We start from the raw sequence: 21,019 nt of genomic DNA, 5'->3' as shown, positions 1-21,019 counted from the left end.
CTCACTCCCACAGGGGCCAGTACATCCGCCAGATATTTAGCGGTCGAAATGCAGTCTTCGTGAGCAAGCTCACTCCCACACGGACTTTATTCAGCACAGGTCCAGCGCAGTCCCTGAAGAGTAAGTAAATCCCTCAGGCTTACCCAATCAGTGCGTTCCGGGATTGGCTTTCAAATGCGCCACCTTCTCTGACAACCCCGTCCACTGCGGTTCATTCGGCGCAAATCGGCTGCGCAGGTACGCCGCCAGGTCGCTGATCTGGGTGTCTGACAGGCTGTCCTTGAAGCCCGGCATGTAACCCAGATCTGCCGTCGCCGGCCTGTCTATTCCCTGCTGAATCACTTTGATCAGATTGTCCGGCAACGCGCTGTGGACATTGGTGTTGGTTGCCAGCGAAGGGCTCACGCCAAACAGCTTCGGCCCCAGACCGTCGGCATGACACCCCTGGCACGAGCCTTCGAACACCCGCTGGCCATTGCTCAACGACTGGGGCGAAACGCTGGGCATCTCTGCCAGACGAGTCGCCGTCGCCGGACGGGCATCAGCGCTGCCGGACGCCGGCTCATTCAACGCCGCCAGATACACCGCAATCGCCCGCACATCGCTCTTCGGCAGTTTCGCCAGTTCCGAGACCACCGGCCCCATCGGTCCTGCGGCCACACCGTGGGCATCGGAATACCCGCTGCTCAGGTAGTTGAACAACTGATCCTCGGTCCACGGCGTTGGCGCCTTCGACAGGCTGTTGAGCGCCGGCGCTTCCCAGCCGTCCACCGTGCCGCCCGCAAGAAACGACGTGCCGCCCTTCTCCGCCCCCAGCAGATCCCGGGGTGAATGACACGCTGCGCAATGCCCCAATCCATTGACCAGATACTGACCGCGATTCCACTGCGCGCTTTGCTGGGGCTGCGTCTGCACCTCGCCTTTGCGCAGGTACAAGGCATTCCAACCGGCCATCAACGGTCGCACATTGAAGGGGAAGCGCATGTCATTGGCGGGCTGTACCTGTTTTACCGGCGTCTGCGACATCAGGTACGCGTACAGCGCCTGCATGTCGGCGTCTTCGATATTTCTGAAGGCGGTGTAGGGAAACGCCGGATAAAGGTGTTTGCCATCGCGACTGATGCCGTCACGCATCGCCCTTTCGAACGCCGGATAGGACCAGTTGCCGATGCCGGTCTCCGGGTCCGGGGTGATGTTGCTGCTGTATAAAGTGCCGAATGGCGTCTGCATCGCCAGCCCGCCGGCATTGCTGGCGCCATTCGGGGCGGTGTGGCAGACCGCGCAATCGCCGACCGCTGCCAGCAAACGCCCGCGCTCCAGGGTCGCCGACGACCAGGTGCCCGATGAAGGCGGCGTGATCGGCGCGATTTCCCCAAGCCAGGGTAATGCGGTCGCGGCCATGCCCAGCAGCGCACCGAACGCTGCGAACAACGAACCGAACAGCCATTTCGAACGTTTGGCTTTCGGCGATTGCGGGGGTTGGCTATTGGCCTGCGTGCCTGCGCTGTTCAGCGCGGCAAGAATGCGTTCCGCCGTGATCGGCAGCTCGCGAAAGCGAATCCCGGTAGCGTCATACACGGCATTGGCAATGGCCGCCGCGCTCGGCACCGACGCCGACTCACCGGCGCCCATGGGCGGCTCGGCTTGGCGCGGCATCATCATGACGTCGACTTTCGGCACTTCCGGGAACGTCAGAATCGGGTAGCCGCCCCACTCCTTGCTCGCCACCGTGGACTCCTCGAACGTCACCCGTTCCTTGAGCACGCGGCTGGTGGACTGAATGACGTTGCCGTGAATCTGATGCTGCACGCCCGCGGGGTTGACCATCATGCCGGCGTCGTGGCCGATCACCACCCGGGTCACCGAGACATCGCCGGTGTGCTTGTCGATCGCCACGTCCGCGACCCATGCCGCCCAGGCCGCGCCGAAGCCGGGAAACTTGCTGTGGATGTAGCGCGCGTAAGCAAAACCGCGCCCGCGCAAGACGCCGTCTTCTTGCGGGATCTGCATCGGTTGGGTGCGCGGCGCCCAGTCGGCCCGGGCGGCGGTGGCACGAACCAGTTCAGCAGCGCGCTCGTCGTGCAGATACCGAAGCCGGTACTCGACGGGGTCGACGCCGGCCGCGAAAGCCAACTCGTCGATGTAGGACTCGTGTGCAAAGGTATTGGGAAGCGCCGACACGCCGCGCATCCACGACGCCCGCACAATCGGCGCCATGTCGTGAATGGTGACGCGCATGTGCTCGATGTCGTAGGGCGGGATCGAGGTGCGATCGCCCATTTCGAACATCGTCGCCACCGGCTCCACGCGCCCGGTCAGCAGCAAGGCCAGGGTCGGCGAGTTGTTCGACGGGTAGCAGGTGCTGAAGTCATAACCGGCGATGCCGCCATCGGCATTAATCCCGCCGTCGACTTCCATCAATTGAGCGGTGCCTTTCGGCTCCCAGGCATGTTCCTGCTCACGGGTCAGTTGCACGCGCACCGGCCGGCCCACGGCGCGGGACAGCAACACCGCGTCGGCGCAAACGTCGTCAGCGCAGTTGCGCCCGTAACAACCCGCCGCTTCCATGCGGATGATGTCGATGCGCTCTTCCGGGTATTCCAGCAGCCAGGCCAGATCGGCACGCAGCATGTGAGGGTTCTGCGTGCCGGACCAGACCCGAATGCCATCTTCGCTGTAGTACGCCAGCCCGCACGAAGGTCCGATGGAGCCGTGAATCTGATAGGGCCACAGATAGGTTCGCGTCATCCGCTCGCTGGCCTGAGCCAACGCCTCTTCGACATTGCCCTGATCGAGCACCACGCGCTCAATGCTCGGGTTGTCGCGAATCGCCTGCTCGATGTTGCCCATGTCCGGCAACTGATGCTGCCACGGCTTCCAGGTGACCTTGAGCTCGCGCGCAGCCTTGGCCGCCTGCTCTTCACGCATCGCCACTATGCCGACGAAGTCGCGAATGACCACCACGCGGACGATGCCGGGAATGTGCGCGATCGAAGATTCGTCGACGTCCAGCAGGCTGGTGCCGACGAAGTCTCCCGTGTCGTAACCGGCGTAGGGCGGACGTACGACGCGGCCGTGGAGCATGTCCGGCAAACGCATGTCGTGCACGTAGGTCAATTCGCCAGTGGCCTTGCCCGGAATGTCCACGCGAGCGGCGCCCTGCCCCACCAGTTTGTAGTCCTCCAGCCGCTTGAGTGGCGCATTGCCGGAGATGCGCAACTCGACGCGCTGATCGACCAGCAGTTGGCCAAAGGTCAGTTCGCGACCGTCCTGCGCCTTGATCGCCCCGCTTTCAATCACCAACGAATCCACGCCGACCGCCCAGCGCTGTGCGGCCTGCTGCAGCAGGTACCGCCGGGCCTCGGCGGCGGCATTGCGCAGCGGAATGGCGGAAATCTGCAGCGTGGCGCTGGCGATGGTCGCGCCCTGATTCGGCGCACGCTCGGTGTCCCCCAGAATCATCGTCACCTGATCCATCTGCAGGTCCAGCTCTTCGGCGACGATCTGTGTCAGCGAGGTGCGGATGCCGGTGCCGAGGTCGACGTGGCCGTTGAAAGCGTAGACGCGGCTGTTCTGATCGATGGCGATGAACAGCCCCAGCTCCATGGGCCGGACCGTGGGCATGCCGCCTTTGGCCACCGGACCGGACGGCGGCAGGATGTCGTCGACGATCAACAGCACGCCGTTTTGGGCGAGCAATTCATCGCGCGTGGGCAAAGTCTGGGTCATTGGACGGGATCCGGGCTGGGCTGATGACGCGCGGCACGCATGACCGCGCGGAGGATTTCCAGGTGCGTGCCGCAGCGGCACAGGTTGGCCGACAGTTCGTTGCGGATCTGCGCTTCGGTGGGGTGCGGGTTGCGGTCGAGCAAGGCTTTGGCGGTCATGATCATGCCGTTCATGCAGTAGCCGCATTGCGCGGCCTGTTCGTCGATGAAGGCTTGCTGCACCGGGTGGGGGCGGTTTCGCGAGCCGATGCCTTCCAGCGTGGTGATCTCACGCCCTTGTGCGCCGGCAAGAGGAAACACGCAGGAACGTGCGGCGACCCCGTCGATGATCACCGTGCAGGCGCCGCACTCGCCCAGGCCGCAACCGTATTTGGGCCCATTGAGGTGCAGGTCGTTGCGCAGGATCAGTAACAGCGGCGTGTCAGGCATTGCCGTGACGCGTGTGGCCTGACCGTTGACGTTCAGGGTCACGGTCTTCTCCGCCGCCCGCTGCAGCTCGCTCGTGTCAGCCTTCATGTGTTACCCGCTGTAGCTTGCATTTGATGAAGTGATTACTTCATGAAACGAGAGCAGGAAGCATGCCAGCGAAGAAAAGGCTGTAGGACGTTGGAGTTTTGGCGGTGGGTTCAGTCGTTTCGACGTCGCGATTTGGCCGACTGAACATCGTCCATGTGGGAGTGAGCTTGCTCGCGAATGCAGTGGATCAGGCACATAAATGTCGCGGGCAGACCGAGTTCGCGGGCGCTCCTAAAAGGGTGCGTCAGCCGGCGTTATTCATCACCCTCGTCGATCAGTTTGCGCAGCAGAAACAGCACAGCCACGCGCTCGGCAGGATTGAGTTTGCTCAGGGTCAGCTCACTGATCTGCGCGGCGCGGGGCACGGTTTCCTGCACTAGATGCAGGCCACTGTCGGTCAGGCTGCAGATGACTTTGCGGCGATCCTGCGGGTCCGGCTCAAGGCTGATCAGGTCCCGGGCTTTCAGGCGATCGACGATGCCGCGAATGGTGGCCTGGTCCACGGCGGTGGCCTTGACCAGCTCGGTCTGGGAGCTGGGGCCGTGATCGCGCAGCGCGCACAACGTCACGAATTGCACTGCCGTGAGCTGCGAATCACCGACGTTCTGCTGGAAGATCGCCAGATGCCGCTGATAGGCCTTGCGCAGCAAATGGCCCACTTGCTCGGAGAAGGTGTAGGACGAGTTATTGTTGGAAGGGTTGTCAGTGGACACGGATGGCTCGTTCGGCAGGATCTGGGAAGTGGTGGCTACAGTAACGTTTGCGCGGGTTGAGGGGAATCTTCGGAACGAGCGTGTTTTATCGCGCCAGAGATGCGCGTATGGATAAGGCGATATCGACTGTAGGAGCGTGGCTTGTCCCGCGATCTGGCGCGCAGCGGCAGTGATATTGCCAACGCGGTACGTCAGTAAGAGCGCGATTGTCGGGTTTACGGCTGCTGCGCAGCCGATCGCGGGACAAGCCACGCGCCTACAGGTCCGCGGTGGGATGTATATCTGCCTCAGGCCTTTGAAGCCTCGGGGGCCACCACTTCGCCTGCCAGCACCACGGCCTGGTCGTCCAGATATATGTCACAACGGCGAAGCGGGATATCCAGGTGACACGGGGTTTTGCGGGTGCCGCCGACCTCGGTGTTCGGCCCCGTGGAGAACAGGAAATTGCCGTAGAACGCCCGGGCGTCCATGCACATGCCGTCGTTCTTGTCGTGCAGGCCCATGGCCGTCCATTGGGCGCGGGGTTGCAGGCCCCAGCCGATGTGGGAAATGCCGTAGACCTCCGGATCATTGAAGTACTTCAGGTATTCGCGCAGGTACTCCGCCTCGAATCCACCGTGAATCCCGGTGATAAACCCCTTGTCGATCTCCAGGGTGATCTGCTCGCGGGAATAGGTTTTGAACGGCAGCACAATGTCGCCCACATCAATGACCAGCGTGCCCTCGGCGGTCTCTTCATTGGGCCAGGAGAACAGAAAACCGCTGGGCCAGTGATCCCAACGGCCTGGCTCGTCGGCGAAACCGTATTCGGTGACGGACGGGTATTGCCCCAGTTGCGCACGGAAATCGCTGCCGGCGCGGGACTTCACCTGAATCGACCGCGCCGCCTTCAGCACCTGTTCGGCGGCCAGCACCCGCTCCTTGTCGGCCACTGTCGGCAGCATGCGCGCCAGCACTTCCGGGGGCTCCACCGCCAGCAGAATCCGCGTGCCGGTCTTGAGGATCTGCTCCTGCTCCGGCGAGTGCAGCAGCATCATCGTGTCGACGATCAGGTCAGCCGCCTCCAGGGCACGTTGCGCCGCGATGTTGCCGGTCAGCGCGGTGTCGCCGCAGTAGGCGGTCATGTCATTGCCCATGGCTTTGGGGTGATTAAACGACGGCAGCTCGACCGCATACACCTTCGCGCCAAGGCGTTGGGCGGCGTCCATCGCCGCGCGCACCGTGCGCCCATCGGAGTAGTGGCTCTTGAGCACCGCCACGCTCTGGGTCGCGTCCACTTTCGACAGTTTCAGCACGTGTTCGAACATCTGGGTCAATTCGCAATCGCTAACCGGCATCTCTTCTCTCCTCTCGGGGGATGACCGGTCGGATGCACCATTGCAAGGCGTCGCGCATCAGACCAGTGCATTTTTTAAAGCGTACACACTTATTTAAAGCGATAAGACATCAATCCGGACGCCGCTGCAATAGGCACGCCACTCTGTTACCTAACCACACAGATACCCGTATATATGGGTTACAGCGAGTGACATGTCTGTTTGCGACACCTCCGGCCGTTTCTGGAAATATCGGTTCACTTTTAAAAATATCAGCGTATACACTTTAAAACCCCAGCGACGCGACAGCCCTTCTTCGCCTCGCCGTCATCCAGAGCTCCTGTCATTCAGAGCTCATGAAACACAAAGGAATGCGCGCCATGCCAACCACGCAAAAAATCGCCATCGTCGGATCCGGTCTGGGGGGCGCTGCGGCTGCAACGCTGTTGCAGAAAGCCGGTTTCCACGTCGACATCTACGAGCAGGCCCCCGCGTTTTCACGCATCGGTGCCGGGATCCACATGGGCCCAAACATCATGAAAATCTTCCGGCGCATGGGCATCGAGCAACAGCTGAGCGACATGGGTTCGCACCCGGATTTCTGGTTCAGCCGCGACGGTGCGACCGGCGACTACCTGTCGCGCATCGCCCTGGGCGAGTTCTCCCTCAAAGAGTACGGCGCGGCCTACATCACCGTGCACCGCGGGGACTTGCATGCGCTGCAAATGTCGACGCTGGCGCCCGGCAGCGTGCATTTCAGCAAATGCCTGACCACGCTGGAGGAACGCGACAACGGCGTGCGCCTGAACTTTGCCGACGGCACCCACGCCGACGCGGACATCGTGATCGGCGCCGACGGCATCAATTCGAAGATCCGCGAAGAGCTGCTGGGCCATGAGAAACCGCTGTACAGCGGTTGGGTCGCCCACCGCGCGCTGATCCCCAGCGAGGTACTCACCAAGTACAACCTGGAGTTCGAGAACTGCGTGAAATGGTGGAGCGAGGACCGTCACATGATGGTTTATCACACCACCGGCAAGCGCGATGAGTACTACTACGTCACCGGCGTGCCCCATGCGGCGTGGGATTTCGAGGGCAACTGGGTCGACAGCAGCCGGGACGAAATGTACGAAGCCTTCGCCGGCTACCACCCCACCGTGCAGGCCCTGATCGAGTCCACTGACAGCGTGACCAAGTGGCCGCTGCTCAACCGGAACCCGCTGCCCCTGTGGAGTCGCGGCCGCCTCGTTTTGCTCGGCGATGCCTGCCACCCGATGAAGCCGCACATGGCCCAGGGCGCCGGCATGGCCATTGAAGACGCCGCGATGCTCACCCGCTGCCTGCAGGAAACCGGCCTCAGCGACTACCGCACCGCGTTCCAGCTGTACGAAGCCAATCGCAAGGAACGCGCCTCTCGCGTGCAAGCGGTTTCCAACGCCAACACCTGGCTGCGCACCCAGGAAGATCCGGCCTGGGTCTACGGCTATGACTTGTACGGCCAGGCGCTGAAATCGGGGGTGGCGGCGTGAGCACATTCATTCATGGCGGCAACGTCCAGGCCAACGGTATCCGTCAGCATTACCTGCGCTACGGCGGCGACACGCATTCGGGCAAACCGGCGCTGATTCTGATTCCGGGCATCACCAGCCCGGCGATCACCTGGGGGTTCGTTGCCGAGCACCTGGGCCAGTTCTTCGACACCTATGTGCTGGATGCCAGGGGTCGCGGGCTTTCCTCCACCGGGCCGGATCTGGATTACAGCGTCGACACCTGCGCCGATGACATCGGTGCGTTCGCCGCGGCCATGGGCATCCACAGCTACCACCTGGCCGGTCATTCGATGGGCGCACGTTTTGCGGTACGGGCGTCGATTTGTTGTCCCCAAGGACTGAAAAGCCTGGTGCTGATCGATCCACCGGTGTCCGGTCCGGGGCGTCGAGAATACCCGGCGAAGTTGCCGTGGTACGTCGATTCGATCCGCCAGTCGCAACAGGGCATGAGCGCCGAGGACATGCGCACGTTCTGCCCGACCTGGACCGAGGAGCAGTTGCAGTTGCGTGCCGAGTGGCTGCACACCTGCTACGAACCGGCCATCGTCCGCGCCTTCAATGACTTCCATGACGTGGATTTCCATCGGGATCTGCCGAATCTTCCGGTCCCTGCCCTGCTCATCGTCGCTGAGCGTGGGGGTGTGATTCAGGCGGAAGATGAGGCCGAGATCCGACAGCTGCAACCGAACATTCTGATCGCGCGAGTGGAAAACGCCGGGCACATGATTCCGTGGGACAACCTGCCGGGATTTTTCGCCGCGTTCGGCGATTTCCTGGGCACGCCGCTTAACTAACGGTCCTGGCTTATAACGATGAACAGGAGAACCCAATGACCGATTCACAAAGCGCGGACGCCAACTATCAGGGCGTCTGGGGCAATCGCATCGGTTTTGGTGCGAAACCGGCCTTGCTGATGATCGACTTCATGCAGGGATACACCCAACCCGGTGCACCTTTATATGCGCCGGGCGTGGTCAGCGCCGCGGCCGAAAGCGTCGAGCTGCTGGCCTGCGCGCGGGAACACGGCATCCCGGTGGTGCACACCAATATCCGCTACCACCCCACGCATTTCGCGGACGGCGGCATGTGGGTGAGAAAAGCGCCGGTGATGAAGGACATGGTCGAAGGCAATCCGCTGGCCGCGTTCTGCGAGGCCGTGCAGCCATTGGCCGAAGAGGTCGTCATCAGTAAGCAGTACGCCAGTTCGTTCTTCGGCACCTCACTGGCATCAATGCTGCACGCCCAAGGCATCGATACCGTCGTGCTGGCCGGTTGCTCCACCAGCGGCTGTATCCGGGCGACTGCGGTGGATGCCGTGCAGCACGGTTTCCGGACCATCGTCGTGCGCGAATGCGTGGGCGACCGTCACCCCGATCCCCACGAAGCGAACCTGTTCGACATCGACAGCAAATACGGGGATGTGGTTGGCAAGCAGGAAGCCATTGAGCAGTTGCGGGCCGTGAGCTCCAAACGTTAAGCCGCAAGCTGCAAGCTGCAAGTGAAGCGCACGCGTTCCCCTCTTGCAGCTTGAAGCTTGTGGCTTGCCGCTGAAGTTCGCAGCCTGCCTCACCCATATCAGAACACCGCAAACACAGGCAAAATCAGCCGCCGCCGCGCTCACCGGTCGAAGAACCGCCAGGAGACACCCATGCCCTCTGCGAATGTAGAAACCTCCGCGAACTTAACCGTGGACCCGATCAAAGCGCTGTACACCAAGATCACCTGGAAGCTCATCCCCTTCCTGTGTTTCTGCTACCTGGCCGCGTACCTGGACCGCATCAACATCGGCTTCGCCAAGCTGCAGATGCTCGACCAGTTGCACTTCAGCGAGACCGCGTTCGGGCTCGGCGCCGGGCTGTTTTTCGTCGGTTATATCCTGTTCGAAGTGCCGAGCAACCTGGTGCTGGAAAAGGTCGGCGCGAAAATCTGGATCGCGCGGATCATGATCACCTGGGGCTTGCTGTCGTCCTGCACGCTGTTCGTCAGCACGCCGACGCAGTTCTACGTGCTGCGGTTTCTCCTCGGCGCCGCCGAAGCGGGCTTTCTGCCGGGGGTGCTGTTCTACCTGACCACCTGGTTCCCGACCTATCGCCGGGGTCGCATCATCGCGCTGTTCATGATCGGCCTGCCGCTTTCCAGCGTTATCGGCGGTCCGCTGTCAGGCTGGATCATGGGACATTTCGACCAGACCGCCGGACTACGGGGCTGGCAGTGGCTGTTCTTGATCGAGGGCATTCCCAGCGTGCTGCTGGGGGTGATGACGTTCTGGGCGCTGCCGAATAACCCGAAGGAAGCCAAATGGCTGAACGGCGCCGAGCAAACCTTGCTGGAAGGCGAACTGCGCCTGGACGATGCCGAGGGCAAGGACAGTAAGCACAGCTTTCGCGACGGGTTTTTCAATCTGAAAGTGTGGATGCTGGGCGGCATCGATTTCTCGATCTTGCTCAGCGCCTACGCCATGGGTTTCTGGATGCCGACGTTCATCAAGAACGCCGGGGTCACCGACACCTTCCACATCGGCGTGTTGACGGCATTGCCCAGCGTGGCGGCGCTGATCGGCATGCTGATGATCGGCGCCAGCTCCGACCGTCGTCGTGAACGTCGCTGGCACATCATCGTGCCGTTCTGGATCGGCGCCGTGGCCATGGCCGCCAGCCCGTTCTTCACCCATAACCTGGTCGCGACCGTCGCGCTGTTCGCCGTGGCGTCGGCCGCGATCATTGGCGCCGTGCCGGTGTTCTTCAGCCTGCCGGCCACATTCCTAAAAGGCCGGGCGGCCGCGACAGGGTTTGCGTTGGCCTGCTCGCTGGCGAACGTTGCGGGATTGGTGAGCAACTCGATGATGGGCATCGCCATCGACGTGACCGGCAGCAGCGCCGGGGCGTTGTGGTTCTTTGCCGGGTGCCTGATTCTGAGCAGTTTTCTGGTGGTGGCGTTGCCGGCGAGGCTGGTGAACAGATAATCAGATCTAAATCCTGTAGGAGCGTGGCTTGTCCCGCGATCGGCGACGCAGTCGTCGTGTATCCGGTAGATGCGGTGTATCAGGTGCAAAGGGCGTCTGACTTTACGACTGCTGCGCAGCCGATCGCGGGACAAGCCACGCTCCTACACTGCTAATCGCATTCATCCAATAACAACGGTGGAAACCGCTCATGCAGGCGTTTGTGAAAAGCTGTGCCCTGGCCCTGACGCTGGGACTGTCCGCGACCTCCTTGCAGGCGGCGGAAAAGGTGATCTTCGACACCGATTTCAACGTGCTCAACGACGACGGCCAGGCCTTCATCATGCTGGCGCAACTGCACGCGCAACAGCGCATCGATCTGCTGGGCATGACCCTTGTCAGTGGCAACGCGTGGGTCGATCAGGAGCAGGTCGATGCGCTGAAGGCGGTCGAGCGCATGGGCGTGGAAAAGGACATCGGCGTGTACTCCGGCGCGGCCTACCCGCTGCTGCACGACTTCGCCACCTATGAACAGGAAAAAGCCCTGTTCGGCGCAGGCTGGCCGGGGGCGTTCAAGACCCCGCGCCCGACCTCGGCCTCACAATTGGTTTCGCCGCCGGACGGGCTGGCTACGCACACTGCATTGCGCAGTAAATCCGCCGCGCAGTTCATCGTCGACAGCGTGAAGGAAAACCCTCACGAAGTGACCCTCCTGGCCGTTGGCCCATTGACCAACATCGCGCTGGCGATTCGCAGCGCGCCGGAAATCGTGCCGCTGATCAAACGCATCGTGTACATGGGCGGCGCTATCGAGATCCCCGGCAACACGACGCCAGCGGCGGAATTCAACTGGTGGTTCGACCCCGAGGCGGCAAAAATCGTCCTGCGCTCGCCCATCGAGCACGTGATTTTCCCCAATGATGTCTGCGAAAAGGTCATCTTCGACGCCTCGGTCTACACACGCATCGTCGCCAGCAAAGGCGTGATTCCGGACCTGTACAAAACGGTGCTTGGGCCTGAGTTCGACAAGGACCCGAACCATCACAGCTTCACCTGGGACAGCCTGCCCGCGCTGTACCTGGTGCATCCGGAACTGGTCACTGAGTCGAAAGACCTGTGGGTCGACGTCGACGCCCACTTCGGACCGGATTACGGCCGCTCCATGGGCTACAAGAAGGGCGCGCCCGTCGGCACGCAGAAGGCGAAAGTGGTGTACGCCGTGGACCAGCAGAAGTTTTGGGATGCGTACGTAGATCTGGTCACTCTGCCTGCGCCGGTCAAACGCTGATCGCCTCAGTTTGCGCCGATGATATGAAACGGCCCAACCGGCGGTAGGCAGCGTCAGCCGATCAGGGTAATCAGTTGCTGGCGCTGGGCATCGGTGAGCAAAGGCCCTCTGGCTGCCTCGGCGTTTTCCTTCATGTATTTCGGATTGCCCGTACCGGGAATCGCGCACGTCACCGCCGGGTGAGAGATCAAAAACTTCAGCGCCAGCTGCGCCCAGCTCCTGGCCTGCACTTCCCCCGCCCAGCCCGGCAGGGTTTTGTTGCGCAAGCGGCCGAGCAGACTGCCGCCACCAAAAGGCCGATTGCAGATCACCGCCACCCCGCGCTCACGACACAGCGGCAACAACCGCGCTTCGACGGCGCGATCGTCCAGGGCGTAATTGATCTGCAGGAAATCGAATGCCTCGGCCTTCAGCGCAGCTTCCACCTCGGCGTAGGCCGACGGGGTGTAGTGCGTCAGGCCGATGTAGCGAATGCGCCCTTGTTCTTTCCACTGGCGCAACGTCGGCAAGTGGGTTTTCCAGTCCAGCAGGTTGTGGATCTGCATGAGGTCGATGCGCTCAGTCCGCAGCAGCCGGAACGAGGCTTCCATCTGGGCGATGCCTTGGTCGCGTCCCCGGGTCCAGACCTTGGTCGCCAGAAAAGCCGGCGACGACGGCTGATGGATCGCCAGCAACTCGCCGGTGGTTTCCTCGGCGCGACCGTACATCGGCGAACTGTCGATCACCGTGCCGCCGGCGTGGAACAGCTGGTCCACCACGGAGGGCAGCAGTTTGTACGCGTCGCTGCCGGGCTCGGCATCGAACCCGCGATACGTGCCGAGGCCGATCATCGGCAATGCTTCGCCGCTGGATGGAATGTCTCGCGTGAGCATGTTCCGTTCTCCAGGTTGGCCGGGCGAAGGACCGGGTTGCGGGGCTTCGGATGCCTGCGCATGGCGACTGACGGCGTCAAACACCAGCGCCGCCGAGGCACCGGCTGCCAGGGTGAGCAGTCTTCTGCGGGTGAGCGGGTGTGGGTCGGTCACGGGCATCTCTCCGGGTCGGGCTGACGTGAACGCACAGTGATTGATCGACCCCACGCGGCCGGCCTCGGTTCAAGTCCGCAGGACCATCAGCGCCTGCACTGGCCGCTTCCCGGCTAAAGCCGGTCCCACTAAAAAGCAGCGCGTGCATCCAGAGGCACCCCGGCGGCGGCGTAGGACCGGCTTCAGCCGGGAAGCTCTTGATCTGCGCTGCGCTTTTGGTCTTCACAGTCTGCCGTCAGGCAGACGCGCTCGATCTCGCCGAATACCGCGACCATCGAAGCAAATAGCGGGAACGCTGCTCGGCCTGATGCGTCACAACTCCATCTTGAACACTGGAGGACACAAAATGAAAACCGTCATCACCCTGAACGAACTCGCCAACGCCGACCTTCGCCCCTACACCGAAATCTGGCTCACCTCGCCAACCGCCGTGCGCGAACCCCACCACACCGATGACGAACTGTGCCTGTGGCGCGCCAATCAAGTCTTCTCCCACGACATGCTCAGCGAAGGCACCCATGGCCAGAACGTGATGCCCGTCTGGCTCGTCGTCGACAACATTGATAACCCCGACCAAGTCCTGGAAGTCGAAACCCAAGTGCGTGAACGCCTGCTGACTGCCGGGCTTGAGGGAGAGTTTTATCCAGCGGAAGTGGGCGAAAGGATCGACGGGGTCAAGTGATTTAACGTCGCGGTGGCGACTTGCGCCGCAGCCTGACCAACCATATCGACGCCTGATCCGATGCCTCAAGCTGGCGGCGTTGCGCCCAGGCGTTTCCACATCGGTTTGGTCAGGCGCTGGGTGCGCTTGTAACCGGCCCACGGATCAGCCTTTAACTTGCGCAGCCGCTGCTGCAGATTGGCGACAGTCCACTGCGCCGAGGACTTCACCTCGGTCAGCTCGTCACGGCTGATCGGCACCGACACCGGCAACCCCGGGCGCGCCCTCGCTGAATAGGCCACCACGGTGCTGGCGCCGCGGCTGTTGCGCAGGTAATCGATGAAAATCTTGCCGACCCGGTTTTTCGGCCCGGACGTGGCGGTAAATCGGTCCGGCAACTCTCGCGACATGAATTGCGCCAGCGCCTTGGCGAAGGCTTTGACCGACTCCCAATCGGCCCGACGCGCCAGTGGCACGACGATGTGCATACCCTTGCCGCCACTGGTCTTGACGTACGCGTCCAGGCCCAGCTCATCAAGGGTCGACAGCGTCAGTTGTGTGGCTTCGATCATGCTGCGCCAAGGTAGCTGATCGTCTGGGTCGAGGTCGAGAACGAAGTGGTCCGGCAGCTCGATCTGATCATAGGTCGCGCCCCAGGTGTGCAGCTCGATGGTGCCCATCTGCGCCGCGCCGACCAGTGCTTTGACGCTGTCGATCTCCATCAACCGCGCGTGGCCGGGGTCGAGCTTGGGGTCTAGCTGCTTGATATTGGGGATCGCCATGCGCTCGGAATGCTTCTGGAAAAACTGCTCGCCTTCCACGCCCTCGGGGCAACGCAGCAGCGCCACGGGACGGTGGTCGAGGTGCGGCAAAATCCAGTCGGCCACCGACTCGTAATACTGCGCCAGCTCGATCTTGTGCAGGCCGCTCTGCGCATCAATCACCCGTTCGGGATGGCTGACCATCACGCCGGCCACTTCGATGCGGTCCTTGCCTGCGCGCTTACGGGTCGGCCTGGATTTCTCGGCGCCAGCATTGTCACCGGCCCCGGACTTCTTCGCGGGCGCTGAGGCCTTGGCGGCACGGGGCTTGAACGGCGCTTTGATGTCCTTCGGCGGTATCGGGTGCTCGTGGACCACTTCGCTGGCCGGCTTGTCGCTGCGCAACGAGACAAACGCCGAATGACGAATGATGCCGTCGCGGGTCCATTCGCCGAACTCGACTTCCGCCACCAAGGTCGGCTTTATCCAGTGCACGCCCCGGGCCTGGGCGCTCGTCACTTTTTTCTCCAGGGGCGATGTGTCCTGTTCCAGCGGCTTCATCTGCTCGAGCAAGTCGCCGAGCATCTGCTGATTGAATCCGGTGCCGACCCGACCGGCGTACACCAGACCTGCGCCCTCCTCGTTCACCGCCAACAGCAGCGCGCCAAAACCGTTGCGCGCGCCCTGGGGTTTAGTGAAGCCGACAATGACGAACTCCTGCCGTAACTTGCACTTGAGCTTGATCCAGTCGGCATTGCGACTGGACTGATACACGCTACCGGCACGCTTGCCAATGACGCCTTCGAGGGACATCAGACTGGCGCTCTCGATGATGTCGCGATGGCCTGCCGAGAAGGCTTCGGAGAACCGCAGCAGGCCTTTTTTCTGTCGCCCAAGGACTTTCTTCAGCGCCGCGCGACGGTCTTCGACGGGTGTCTCGCGCAGGTCTTCCCCGTTCAGGAAAGGCACGTCAAACAGGTAATAAATGATGTCCATGCTGCGGTCGATGTCGAACGCATTCTGCAACGCCTGAAAATCCGGTAACCCGGCGGCATTGAGGACCACGACTTCGCCGTCCAGCCAGGTGTTGTCCAGCTTCAGACCGCCAATGGCCTTGGCCTGCAGCGGCAGGCGCTCGGTCCAGTCGTTGCCGTTGCGGGTGAAGAACTTCACCTCGCCATCGATGATGCGGGTCAGGATCCGGTAACCGTCGTACTTGATTTCGTAAAGCCATTTGCCTTCGGGGGGCGCGTCCATCAGCGTCGCCAACTGCGGCGAGAGCTTGGCCGGCACGCCTTTCTGTTTGGGCGACGGTGCTCTGGCTTTCTTTTCCACTGGCTTTTTTGCGGGCTTCGTACTGGCCGAAGTTTTACTGGCGGGTTCAGGCGCCGCCGATTGACGTTTGGCGTTCTTGGCCGGGTTACGTCCCTCGCCCACCGTTGCGCCACTGACCACGCTCTCAGGTTTGTCGACGACGATGTCGTAGTCTTCGCCCGCGCGCACGGCGTCGTCCTTTTCCTTGATCAACAGCCACTGCTCCTTGTCGCTGTTGCCCGGCAAACGGGTCCGTACCAGCGCCCAGTCACCGGTGAGTTTTTCGCCGATCAGGGTGAATTTGAGCTTGCCCGCCTTGTAGGTTTCCTGCGGGTCGCCGTGGGGCTGCCAGATGCCGCGATCCCAGACGATCACGTCGCCGGCGCCGTATTCGCCCTCGGGAATGCTGCCCTCAAAGCTGCCGTAGTCCAGCGGGTGGTCTTCAACGTGCACCGCCAGGCGCTTGTTTTTCGGGTCCAGACTCGGCCCCTTCGGCACCGCCCAGCTTTTCAGCGTGCCCTCCAGCTCAAGGCGAAAGTCGTAATGCAGATTGCGCGCATCGTGCTTGTGAATGACGAAACTCAGCGCCTTGCCTTTCTTGCTTCTTGCCTTGCCCTCGCCTTCGGCCGGCTCGGACGTGACATCGAAGTTGCGCTTGCGGGTGTATTCACTCACAGGTTTTGCCATGACGATGAACCTCTGCGCATTGGAACGCTGCATCTTTTAACGCTACAACACGACTCGCGTTCAAGAAGCCTTGGTGGTCTTCTTCCGGGGCGGTGCACGGCGCTTTGCCGGCGCATCGTCCTTGGACTCGGCTTTGCTTTTGCTGGCCGGTTTGGCTTTTGCAGGTGCCTTGGCTGCGCCGCTGCGACCGCCCAGACTGCGTTTGAGCAGCTCGGTCAGGTCGATGACATCAGCCGACTTGCGCTCGGTGTCGCCGGCGTCAGTCTCGACGTTCTCGATCTTGCCTTCGCGGGCCTTGGTTTCCACCAGCGACATGATCTGATCCTGGAAGGTGTCGCGGTACTCGTCGGCGTCCGGCGTCCACTCGGTGCTCATGTCCTTGATCAGGCGCTTGGCCATGTCCAGTTCGCTCTTGCTGAGCTTGACGTCGGTGGCTTCCTTGGGGAGTTCGAGGCTGTCCAGCCCGCGCACTTCCGAAGGCCAGCGCAGCAGCACGAGCACGATTGCCGATTCCAGCGGCATCACCGCCGCCAGGTGCTGACTGGTGCGAATCACCACATGGGCCAGCGCCACCTTGCCGGTGTCGACCAGCGACTGGCGCAACAGCGCGTAAACCTTTTCGCCGCGCTTGTCGGGGGCCAGGAAATAAGGCGTGTCGATGTGCTGGAGCGGAATCTGATCGCTGTCGACGAAACCGAAAATGTCGATGGTCTGGGTCGATTTCGGGTGCGCCGAGCGAATCTCGTCCTCGCTGATGACGACGTATCGCCCCTTCTCGTACTGCACGCCCTTGACGATGTTTTCTTTATTGATCTCCTTGCCGGAGACCTTGTTGATGCGCTTGTAACCGACCGGGTCCATGCTGCGCTTGTCCAGCCAGTCGAAATCGACACCTTGCCGGGACGTCGCCGACACCAGCGCCACAGGAATATGCACCAGCCCAAAACTGATCGCGCCTTTCCAGATTGCCCGAGGCATAGTTTGTATTTCCGATGGGGTGTGAGGGGGTATGTGTAAGCAGTGACCGGAGCGCACGCGGAAAAGTTTCGGCCGAACGACCGGAGCGTCACTCTTATCAGGGGCTGCCCGGCTTACGGGCGGTCATGGGCTCGGGGCGCAAGCCGCGCTGATCAACGCTGCCCGATTGCCCAGCGGCCCCTTCTTAACGCAATGAAAAAGCGTTAACCTCGCGCCACTCTATTCTGCACGCCGTACCAGAGCCGTCTCTGTCAGGCCTGCGACCTCACCGGTATCCCCATGACCTCCAGTTCCCCCGCAATCCACGGCGCCACGATAACCAAGGGCCTGGCGATGCTGTTCGCCTTCTGCTGCGGCGCGATCGTTGCCAACCTGTATTACGCCCAGCCCATCATTGGCCTGATTGCGCCGGACATCGGGCTGTCCGGCACCCTGGCCAGCTTCATCGTGTCGATCACCCAGATCGGCTACGCCCTCGGCCTGTTCTTCCTCGTGCCGCTGGGCGACTTGCTGGAAAACCGTCGCCTGATGATCGTCACCACCGGCGTCGCCATTCTCAGTCTGCTCAGCGCCGCGTTCGCGCAAACGCCCAATCTGTTCCTGATCGCCTCGCTGCTGGTGGGTTTCAGCTCGGTGGCGGTGCAGATTCTGGTGCCACTGGCCGCCAACCTGGCGCCGGAAGAAACACGCGGGCGCGTGGTCGGCAGCATCATGGGCGGCCTGCTGCTGGGGATTCTGCTGGCCAGGCCCGCTGCCAGTCTGATCGCCGACCACTTCGGCTGGCGCGCGGTGTTCGGCACGGCGGCCGCGGTGATGCTGCTGATCAGCGTGGTGCTGGCAACCACCATTCCCAAACATCAGCCGACGCACACTGCCACCTATGGCCAGTTGCTCAAATCGTTATGGACCCTGCTGCGCAAACAGCCGGTCCTGCAACAGCGCGCGTTCTATCAGGCCTGCATGTTTGCCACCTTCAGCCTGTTCTGGACCGCCGCGCCGCTGGAACTGGCACGCAATCACGGCCTGTCGCAAAGCCAGATCGCCCTCTTCGCCCTGGTCGGCGCCATTGGCGCTATCGCCGCCCCCATCGCCGGCCGCCTGGCCGATGCCGGACACACCCGGGTCGCCAGCCTGTGCGCGATGCTATTCGCCGCACTGAGCTTCCTGCCGAGCCTGATCGAACCGGCATACGCCGTGATTGGCATGGCAGTGACCGGGGTCATTCTCGATTTCTGCGTGCAGATGAACATGGTCCTCGGCCAGCGTGCGGTCTACGCCCTCGACGCCAAAAGCCGCAGCCGGCTCAATGCGCTGTATATGACCAGCATCTTCATCGGCGGCGCGATCGGTTCGGTGGTGGCGAGCGCGCTGTATGACCATGGTGGCTGGGTCTGGATTGTGATCGTGGGGAGCGTGTTTCCGGTGTTGGCGTTGTTGGGTTTTTTGAGGAACTCACGGCCATGAAGAACGGAGCACGGCACGCGCAGGATGCTAAGACCAAAGGCGTGAGGCGCTGCTCGCCGCCCAAGAAAAAACCGCCGATTCGGCGGTTTTCTTGTGAAGGTTCAGCCCCTGAACCCAGCCATGGGGCCAGTGGGTTCAAGGTCTCTGCCGATCTCCAGCGCTAAGCGCAGAAAGTGCAATTGAGCCTGAGCATATTCCGCAGCGCGCCTGTGCGCTTTGGCACTGAATTCCGTCATTTCCCGAATCTTGGCCTTGCGTTTTTTGATGTTCATAACGTGCCCTCTCGCCATACATCCATAGCGCAGATTATGGCGGTAGCGCCGCGCCTCTGTGCGGTAACTATTTATTTATAGCGAATGCATTTTTCGCGACCACATCACACATCAACCGCAACGCGGCTCTCTGCACGCTTGGCTCCCCGGCTAATCAGCCCCCTTGACCCTCAACTCGCGTTCCAGCCAGCGTTTCAAATCCGCCACCTCAGCCGTTGTAATCGTATGCCCTGCCCCGGCGTAGGAATGAAATTCCGGAACGATCAGCAGATTCTCCAGCACGGCTTTGGCATCCGTCGCGCCAGAGTAAGCCACGCGGGTGTCGGCCGAGCCGTGGCCAATGAACACTTTCAGCGATTTCAAGCGCTCATCAGGTTTCAAACGTGAATGGAGGGACGCGAGAATCTTGCCGCTCAAGGGTGCGATGCCGTGAACCAGTTCCGGGTATTGCAGGCCGATCTGGTAGCTCATCATCGCGCCCTGGCTGAAGCCGACCAGGATCACTTTATCGGGCTGGGTCTGATATTTCTCGGTGGCCTGTTCGATAAAGGTCCGCAGCAGATCGGTGCTTTTGTCGACGTCGCTGGTCACGCCTTCGTATTCGGCCTGATCGGTGTCTTGGGTGAACCACTTGTAGCCGCCGCCGTCGACTTCCTGCGGCGCACGCACGGAGAGGTAGGTGTAGCTCGGGGAGAGCTCGTTTTTGATATCGAGCAAGTCGCGCTCGTCGCTGCCGTAGCCGTGCAGGAAAATGATCAGGGGTTTGTCTTTGGATTCAGCGGGCGCCGCTGCCACGTACGGCAGCGCAAGATCGGTGAGCAGCGCAGGTTCTGCGTCGGCCATGCCAGTGAACATGCACAGCAGCGCGGCGAAAAATTTCATCATGGGGGTGAGCCTTTTTTGCGAAAAACGTCGGGCTCATCATACGCAGCATGTCGCGAATGTCAGCCCGTGAGTGTTCGATCAGAGCTGTCGGCGGGCTGTATGGGAGCGGGTTTTCATCTTGGCCGGGGATGGCAATACGTTCAGGCTCGAAGTACAACGGAACGGCCGAATACCCGCTGCGGTCTAGGGATAAGCACATCAGCCCGTCGCCGAACCAAGGAGCACCCGTGAATATTTTTGAAGCCCTGAGAGAAAGTCATGACCGGCAACGCGGCTATGCCGATGCCTTGATCCAAACCCATGGCGACAGCAAAGAACGCGTCGAAGCCTACAAACAGCTGAAAGCGGAGCTGCAGGCCCATGAAACCGCCGAAGAGCGCTTCTTTTATATCCCGTTGATGCAGTTCGACAACGGCATCGACCTCAGCCGCCATGCCATTTCCGAGCACCATGAAATGGACGAAATGATGGAAGAACTCGACGAGACCGATATGTCCAGCCCCTCATGGCTGGCCACGGCCAAGAAGCTGTCGGAGAAAGTCCACCACCACCTCAAGGAAGAAGAGCAGAAGTTCTTCCAGTCGGCGGGTAAGCTGCTGGACGACAAGCAGAAAGAGTCGCTGGCCAGTGAGTATCAGAAGGAGTACGAGGAGCAACTGGCTGAAGCCTGAGCCGCTCTGGATGCTGAAAGCCCCGATTCTTCGGGGCTTTTTTTTGGCTGCGTTTTCTGCCGCGTGTTCTTGTTCGCGATGCGGTGTTTCTGGTGAAGACCGGCTGGGTGCTGTCTTGGCGGTGTGCGCAGGAAGTTGCGCACCCGTTTGTTGGAAATGGGGCGATTGACCGGCGGGAGGCCACGTCGTTTGTGGCGTGCAGGCGAGTGAGCAAGAAGTTGCACAGGGGTGCGCAACTTCTTGCGCACT

Annotated in this window: 17 protein-coding genes; 8 read left to right on the top strand and 9 right to left on the bottom strand. The window is 61.7% G+C overall.

Annotated elements, in window-relative coordinates:
- Positions 1-147: 147 nt before the first annotated feature.
- From QWI18_RS17910 to QWI18_RS17895, 4 genes are all read right to left on the bottom strand, one after another.
- Positions 148-3,729 (bottom strand): molybdopterin cofactor-binding domain-containing protein, encoded by a 3,582-nt coding sequence (locus tag QWI18_RS17910; protein ID WP_369319427.1) that lies wholly within the window; start codon positions 3,727-3,729, stop codon positions 148-150.
- On the bottom strand, positions 3,726-4,244 hold the full coding sequence (locus QWI18_RS17905; RefSeq protein WP_369319426.1) for a (2Fe-2S)-binding protein: 519 nt from the start codon (positions 4,242-4,244) through the stop codon (positions 3,726-3,728). Before QWI18_RS17905 ends, QWI18_RS17910 begins: the two co-directional genes overlap by 4 nt.
- 254 nt (positions 4,245-4,498) lie before the next feature.
- Complete coding sequence (locus QWI18_RS17900) at positions 4,499-4,957, bottom strand: MarR family winged helix-turn-helix transcriptional regulator (RefSeq protein ID WP_065989299.1); 459 nt, start codon at positions 4,955-4,957, stop codon at positions 4,499-4,501.
- A gap of 287 nt (positions 4,958-5,244) precedes the next feature.
- Positions 5,245-6,294, bottom strand: a complete 1,050-nt coding sequence (locus QWI18_RS17895) for a 2,5-dihydroxypyridine 5,6-dioxygenase (protein ID WP_296312368.1) — start codon at positions 6,292-6,294, stop codon at positions 5,245-5,247.
- Between the two features lie 359 nt (positions 6,295-6,653).
- Here QWI18_RS17895 and QWI18_RS17890 point away from each other — a divergent pair, with 359 nt between their 5' ends.
- From QWI18_RS17890 to QWI18_RS17870, 5 genes are all read left to right on the top strand, one after another.
- Complete coding sequence (locus QWI18_RS17890) at positions 6,654-7,802, top strand: FAD-dependent monooxygenase (protein ID WP_065989295.1); 1,149 nt, start codon at positions 6,654-6,656, stop codon at positions 7,800-7,802.
- Complete coding sequence (locus QWI18_RS17885) at positions 7,799-8,617, top strand: alpha/beta fold hydrolase (RefSeq protein WP_369319425.1); 819 nt, start codon at positions 7,799-7,801, stop codon at positions 8,615-8,617. Before QWI18_RS17890 ends, QWI18_RS17885 begins: the two co-directional genes overlap by 4 nt.
- A gap of 35 nt (positions 8,618-8,652) precedes the next feature.
- Positions 8,653-9,300 (top strand): N-carbamoylsarcosine amidohydrolase, encoded by a 648-nt coding sequence (locus tag QWI18_RS17880; protein WP_369319424.1) that lies wholly within the window; start codon positions 8,653-8,655, stop codon positions 9,298-9,300.
- A gap of 171 nt (positions 9,301-9,471) precedes the next feature.
- Complete coding sequence (locus QWI18_RS17875) at positions 9,472-10,785, top strand: MFS transporter (protein ID WP_369319423.1); 1,314 nt, start codon at positions 9,472-9,474, stop codon at positions 10,783-10,785.
- A gap of 190 nt (positions 10,786-10,975) precedes the next feature.
- The gene (locus QWI18_RS17870; protein WP_369319422.1) at positions 10,976-12,052 is read left to right on the top strand and encodes a nucleoside hydrolase; all 1,077 of its coding nucleotides are present in this window, start codon (positions 10,976-10,978) and stop codon (positions 12,050-12,052) included.
- Positions 12,053-12,105: 53 nt separating this feature from the next.
- On the opposite strand, the gene QWI18_RS17865 is transcribed toward QWI18_RS17870, so the two are convergent.
- Positions 12,106-13,083 carry an aldo/keto reductase gene (locus QWI18_RS17865; protein WP_369319421.1) on the bottom strand — a complete coding sequence of 326 codons (978 nt, stop codon included), beginning with the start codon at positions 13,081-13,083 and terminating at the stop codon, positions 12,106-12,108.
- Positions 13,084-13,423: 340 nt separating this feature from the next.
- Here QWI18_RS17865 and QWI18_RS17860 point away from each other — a divergent pair, with 340 nt between their 5' ends.
- Positions 13,424-13,759 (top strand): hypothetical protein, encoded by a 336-nt coding sequence (locus tag QWI18_RS17860; RefSeq protein ID WP_065989285.1) that lies wholly within the window; start codon positions 13,424-13,426, stop codon positions 13,757-13,759.
- A gap of 65 nt (positions 13,760-13,824) precedes the next feature.
- Here the strand turns inward: QWI18_RS17860 and ligD are convergent, their stop codons facing one another.
- Together ligD and QWI18_RS17850 are read right to left on the bottom strand one after the other, a co-directional pair.
- Complete coding sequence (ligD, locus tag QWI18_RS17855; protein ID WP_369319420.1) at positions 13,825-16,500, bottom strand: DNA ligase D; 2,676 nt, start codon at positions 16,498-16,500, stop codon at positions 13,825-13,827.
- Positions 16,501-16,560: 60 nt separating this feature from the next.
- Positions 16,561-17,478 (bottom strand): Ku protein, encoded by a 918-nt coding sequence (locus QWI18_RS17850; protein ID WP_065989284.1) that lies wholly within the window; start codon positions 17,476-17,478, stop codon positions 16,561-16,563.
- 279 nt (positions 17,479-17,757) lie between these two features.
- On the opposite strand from QWI18_RS17850, the gene QWI18_RS17845 reads away from it, so the two are divergent.
- A complete protein-coding gene (locus QWI18_RS17845) occupies positions 17,758-18,942 on the top strand; it encodes an MFS transporter (RefSeq protein ID WP_369319419.1) in 1,185 nt (394 codons plus the stop codon).
- A 101-nt stretch (positions 18,943-19,043) separates the two neighbouring features.
- Here QWI18_RS17845 and QWI18_RS17840 read toward each other — a convergent pair whose 3' ends face one another.
- Positions 19,044-19,214 carry a hypothetical protein gene (locus tag QWI18_RS17840; protein ID WP_296316429.1) on the bottom strand — a complete coding sequence of 57 codons (171 nt, stop codon included), beginning with the start codon at positions 19,212-19,214 and terminating at the stop codon, positions 19,044-19,046.
- Positions 19,215-19,364: 150 nt separating this feature from the next.
- Positions 19,365-20,099, bottom strand: coding sequence for an alpha/beta hydrolase (locus QWI18_RS17835; protein ID WP_369319418.1), 735 nt, complete (start codon positions 20,097-20,099; stop codon positions 19,365-19,367).
- Between the two features lie 227 nt (positions 20,100-20,326).
- On the opposite strand from QWI18_RS17835, the gene QWI18_RS17830 reads away from it, so the two are divergent.
- The gene (locus QWI18_RS17830; protein WP_065989270.1) at positions 20,327-20,770 is read left to right on the top strand and encodes a hemerythrin domain-containing protein; all 444 of its coding nucleotides are present in this window, start codon (positions 20,327-20,329) and stop codon (positions 20,768-20,770) included.
- Positions 20,771-21,019: the final 249 nt, after the last annotated feature.

The sequence above is a fragment of the Pseudomonas sp. W2Oct36 genome, assembly GCF_041060465.1.
GTDB classification, from domain to species: Bacteria; Pseudomonadota; Gammaproteobacteria; order Pseudomonadales; family Pseudomonadaceae; genus Aquipseudomonas; species Aquipseudomonas graminis_B.
Note: the sequence above shows the minus strand (reverse complement) of the source record. Positions and strands in the feature narration are given on the sequence as shown.

Bases quoted from the DNA above. Each gene is read 5' to 3' on its own strand.
- QWI18_RS17835 (WP_369319418.1), bottom strand. From the start codon at position 20,099: ATGATGAAATTTTTCGCCGCGCTGCTGTGCATGTTCACTGGCATGGCC.
- QWI18_RS17905 (WP_369319426.1), bottom strand. From the start codon at position 4,244: ATGAAGGCTGACACGAGCGAGCTGCAGCGGGCGGCGGAGAAGACCGTG.
- QWI18_RS17890 (WP_065989295.1), top strand. From the start codon at position 6,654: ATGCCAACCACGCAAAAAATCGCCATCGTCGGATCCGGTCTGGGGGGC.
- QWI18_RS17870 (WP_369319422.1), top strand. From the start codon at position 10,976: ATGCAGGCGTTTGTGAAAAGCTGTGCCCTGGCCCTGACGCTGGGACTG.
- QWI18_RS17850 (WP_065989284.1), bottom strand. From the start codon at position 17,478: ATGCCTCGGGCAATCTGGAAAGGCGCGATCAGTTTTGGGCTGGTGCAT.
- ligD (WP_369319420.1), bottom strand. From the start codon at position 16,500: ATGGCAAAACCTGTGAGTGAATACACCCGCAAGCGCAACTTCGATGTC.
- QWI18_RS17880 (WP_369319424.1), top strand. From the start codon at position 8,653: ATGACCGATTCACAAAGCGCGGACGCCAACTATCAGGGCGTCTGGGGC.
- QWI18_RS17865 (WP_369319421.1), bottom strand. From the start codon at position 13,083: ATGCCCGTGACCGACCCACACCCGCTCACCCGCAGAAGACTGCTCACC.
- QWI18_RS17845 (WP_369319419.1), top strand. From the start codon at position 17,758: ATGACCTCCAGTTCCCCCGCAATCCACGGCGCCACGATAACCAAGGGC.
- QWI18_RS17840 (WP_296316429.1), bottom strand. From the start codon at position 19,214: ATGAACATCAAAAAACGCAAGGCCAAGATTCGGGAAATGACGGAATTC.
- QWI18_RS17910 (WP_369319427.1), bottom strand. From the start codon at position 3,729: ATGACCCAGACTTTGCCCACGCGCGATGAATTGCTCGCCCAAAACGGC.
- QWI18_RS17875 (WP_369319423.1), top strand. From the start codon at position 9,472: ATGCCCTCTGCGAATGTAGAAACCTCCGCGAACTTAACCGTGGACCCG.
- QWI18_RS17860 (WP_065989285.1), top strand. From the start codon at position 13,424: ATGAAAACCGTCATCACCCTGAACGAACTCGCCAACGCCGACCTTCGC.
- QWI18_RS17895 (WP_296312368.1), bottom strand. From the start codon at position 6,294: ATGCCGGTTAGCGATTGCGAATTGACCCAGATGTTCGAACACGTGCTG.